General features: G+C 30.2%; 3 protein-coding genes. All 3 read left to right on the plus strand.

The features are described from left to right. Window positions 1-167: 167 nt before the first annotated feature. The 3 genes from ACKI67_RS08545 (at window position 168) to ACKI67_RS08555 (ending at window position 4195) form a co-directional block, all read left to right on the plus strand. Window positions 168-2555: a hypothetical protein gene (locus ACKI67_RS08545; protein ID WP_407463114.1), complete on the plus strand. Its 2388-nt coding sequence runs from the start codon at window positions 168-170 to the stop codon at window positions 2553-2555. A 234-nt stretch (window positions 2556-2789) separates the two neighbouring features. Beyond that, window positions 2790-3548, plus strand: a complete 759-nt coding sequence (locus ACKI67_RS08550) for a S24/S26 family peptidase (RefSeq protein WP_407463116.1) — start codon at window positions 2790-2792, stop codon at window positions 3546-3548. A 98-nt stretch (window positions 3549-3646) separates the two neighbouring features. Next, window positions 3647-4195, plus strand: coding sequence for a hypothetical protein (locus ACKI67_RS08555; protein WP_407463117.1), 549 nt, complete (start codon window positions 3647-3649; stop codon window positions 4193-4195). Window positions 4196-4277: the final 82 nt, after the last annotated feature.

Below are 4277 nucleotides of genomic sequence, written 5' to 3' on the forward strand. Positions count from 1 at the left end.
TTTTTCTTTTTTTATTATTTTTTATATTTTCAATGTTTATTTTTTCTAATTTTTTTCACGATAATCATTTTAATTTTATCTGTTTTTCATCAATTTAGTTAATTTTATATAATGATTTAGATATACATTTATATATTAAATTAATTAGGTTAACTAAGGGGAAAACTATGAATAAACTGAAAATAACTTTTTTTATTTCATTGTTTATTGTTCTAATAATCTCTATAGGTTCAATAAACGCTCAAGATATCGATTCAAATGATTATCAGATTTTAGAGGATAATTATGATGAGGATATATCATTAAATGATGATATTTCAGAAGATTCTAATCAAAATGAAAATATTTTGAATGATGGTGAATTGAATGATGATTCTTTGGAGAATAATGATCTAAATGATGAAATTTCAACAGATGATTCTGAAATTGCAGAAAACATTAAGGTCAACTTCTCTAATACAGTATACGTTAATGATGCTGGAAATATTAGTGTGGAATTGCCTGAAGATGCAAGCGGTTATTTGAGAGTGACAATTGATGATGAGGAAATATACAATCAATCCATTAGTGATAGGTCAGTTCAAATTCCAATAGTCATTCCAAAAAATAAATTTCCTTACTTGGTCGTAAATAGGAATTCTGATTATTCCATGCATAGCGTATCCGTTTTCTACAATGAGATTTCACTTGATTTGAATCATACCTTGAAAGTCATGTATCATCCTCCTGATTTCGGATTTTTCCTAAATGCTCCAGAGGAGATTTTAAAGGATGATGATAATAGTTATCAAACTATTGGTTTAATTTTCCCTTATTCTGCAAATGGCCTTGTTGAAATATATATTGATGATGTATTGTTTGAAAAACGTAATGCCACTCCATTTACCTTGTTGAATATTTCCAAAATCAATCGTTTGGACTTGGGAAGTCATAGCATCAAGGCAATTTATTTTGGGGATGATTATTATGGTCCATGTGAAAGGAATTCCAGTTTTGAAATAGTAGATTTTGTTATAGACATTCCATCAGATGTCGTTCTGGATCATAATGATGTCATTTATGCAAAATCAGTCAAGTATACTGATGGGACTATAAATGTTTATTTTGATGGAAAAAGAATCTTTTCTAAAAAATTAGATAAGAATCATGAATTTTTGGAATCATTGTTTTCCAAGGTTACTTGTGGAGAACACTTGATTGAAGTGCAGTATAACTCTTCAAAATTCAATTATTCCAAACAGCAAGCAGTAAATATCAGCTATTTAGTGGATATTTGGGGATATGACTTTAGATATGGTGATGATAACAGTGTAAATATAATTGTCCCACCTGATTTCAATGCAAGCTTGGTCCATATAACTATTGATGGTGAATCCTATCCTGTTAAAATTGATGATTCCGGTTGGATTGAATTGAATGTCTCTAAATTAACTGCTGGAAATTACACTTTGGTCTTTGATTTTGAAGGGGACAAAAAGTATTATGATTATCATGAGGAATATAACTTCACTGTTCATTATGGCTATAAGATACCTGATTTCATAGATTATCTTGATGGGTCTGTTGTTTCAATTGATTTGCCTTCAAGTGCCGATGGCAATTTGGAGCTTTATGTTGATGGCAAGCTGTACAAATCAGTAAAGCTTGTCAAAGGGAAAGCTTCAATCAAGGTCGACATGTTTTCCTGTGGAGACCACAATATAAGCTTAAACTACACTGGAGATGATTTTGAAATAGAGAACGTTTCCTCATCTTTCACAGTTTGTCCAAAAGTTGTTTCTCCGATTACCATTGAATGTGGAGAGAACAAATCTATTGTAGCCTATGTTTCCAATGATACAAAAGGTTATATTATTTTCACTGTTGAGAATAAGCAATATAATGTCACTATAAAGAATGGAAAAGCGATTTTACCACTTAAAGGCTTTAAGATTGGAGAATATTATGTTGATGCTGATTATATGGGTCCTGATGGGAAAACCTCCTTCTCATATGCTTACATTGAGGTTTTGCCTGCTAAGATCAAAATAACCGGCGCTAAAAATAAGGTTATAAGATATACAAGCAATAGCTATTATAAGGTCAAAGTCTATAACAACCAATCAAAATTAGCTAAAGGAGTAACTGTAAGCTTTAAAGTTGGTAAAAAGACTTTTAAAGTTAAAACAGATAAAAATGGAGTTGCAAAACTCAAATTATCCAAGTTTGCTCCAAAAACCTATAAGATTGTTGTTAGCTATAAAGGAACTAAGGTAAGCAAAAAGCTAACTGTAAAGCATATCTTAAATCTTAAAAAGGTCAAAGTAAGAAAATTTGCTCGTAAACTGGTTTTGACTGCAAGTTTGAAGAAAGTAAATGGCAAATACCTTAAAGGAAAAGTAATCAAGTTCAAATTTAAAGGAAAAACCTACAAAGCAAAAACAAACAAAAAAGGAGTTGCGAAAGTAACTATCAAAAGTAAAGTTCTTAAAAAGCTTAAAATAGGCAAAAAGATTAGTTATAAAGCAAGCTACCTTAAAGACACTGCTAAAAGAACAGTTAAAGTAAAAAGATAATTATTAAATTATCTTTATTTTTTACTATTTTCTATTATTTTTTACTTTTTCTAATTTTTTAATTTTTTCACTTTTTTCACTTTTTTTCACTTTTTTCACTTTTTTTCATTTTTATTTTATCACTATTTTTCAACATTTTTCATTTTCATTATTAATTTTTGTCAATTTTTAAAGGTTATATACTAGTTAAATTAAATATTAAAATAATTGAAATTAATTGGCTTGGGTGATATAATGAATAAGAAACTAGTTTTCACTATCCTTTTAATCAGTATTTTATCAATTAGCTTAATGCATATGGGTGATATTTCAGCTAAGGGAATAGAAATCCAATTTGATACTAATAACTTGAATGATGTAAATGTCATTCAAAATGAGGATGAGGGCATTTATGATGATTATGATTATGTGGATGTAAATTACAGTACAAACACTAACAGCGATCCACTGAATAGATTTTTCTATGGAGATGCCGTAGACATTTATTTTGACGGTCAAGGAACAAGTGTATCAAATAATTTTGATTCAAATGTCAGTTATGCACTGTCCTACGAAGTCTTGGATTTCGTATCTGACAACATAAACAATTCCACTATGGATGTAGAGGAAATGAAAGAGGGAGTGCAGAAGATCTGTCAGAAATACGGCTCTGATGACTGCACTGTTAATATTGATTCAATAATCGGTCAGGACCAAATTCCAATTATCGTTTGGGCTCAAGGAGCTTCCATGCTTCCTACCATACAGGATGGCCAATACGTCCTTGTAAATAAGACTCAAGACATTCATGTAGGTGACATTGTGTCTATCAACTCTAAGGAATATGGGGGAATCATGAAAAGAGTCGATAAGATAGAAGGAGATAATGTCTATGTTGTCAGTGATAATAAGAATGTCTATTATCAGGAGATAGATGGAGAGTTATATGAGTTTAAGGGATTGTGCACTTGGGTAGACATTTCAGAAATCGAAGGAGTAGCTATTCAATACTAATTATCGCATATTAAATCAATTACCATTTATTAAATAAATTATCGATATTAATGCTAATTTTATAATTAAAAAAATAATCTAAGTTTTGGAGGATTCTAATGTCAAGAAGGTTTGCAGTTATAGACACAGAAACAAATTGGAATGATGATGTAATGTCAATTGGTGTTATAATTGCTAGAACCAAGAATTTCAAGGGGACAGATTCACGATATTACATATTGCCAGAAGAAGAGAAAGTAAAAGGCATGTATTCTAAAAGCATGAGAAGGACAAGCCATGAAATACTCACTGGAAATAGGTATGAAGTAATAGATGACGTAAGGGATTTGCTTGAATCAAATGGTGTTGATGATTTGTTTGCCTATAATGCTTCCTTTGACAAAAGACATTTGCCTGAGCTTTCAGACTTCTGTTGGAGAGACATCATGAAAGTTGCAGCATATAAGCAGTATAATCCATGCATTCCTAAGGATTTGCCTTGCTGTAAAACAGGTAGGTTAAGAAGAGGCTATGGTGTTGAGCCAATGCTTCAGATATTAGGTGTAGATGATTACTGTGAATCTCATAATGCAATTATAGATGCAAGAGACGAGTTAAGAATCATGAGGCTTTTAGATTATGAAATAGATTTCTATCCAGAAATCTAATCACATCCTTTTATTTTTATTTTATTTTTAAAAAATCAATAAATTATCTAATTTTTTTATTTAATTTTATTTAATTTTATTT

Origin of the sequence: Methanobrevibacter sp., from assembly GCF_045577275.1 — an archaeon.
In the GTDB taxonomy this organism is placed as follows: Archaea; Methanobacteriota; Methanobacteria; order Methanobacteriales; family Methanobacteriaceae; genus Methanobrevibacter.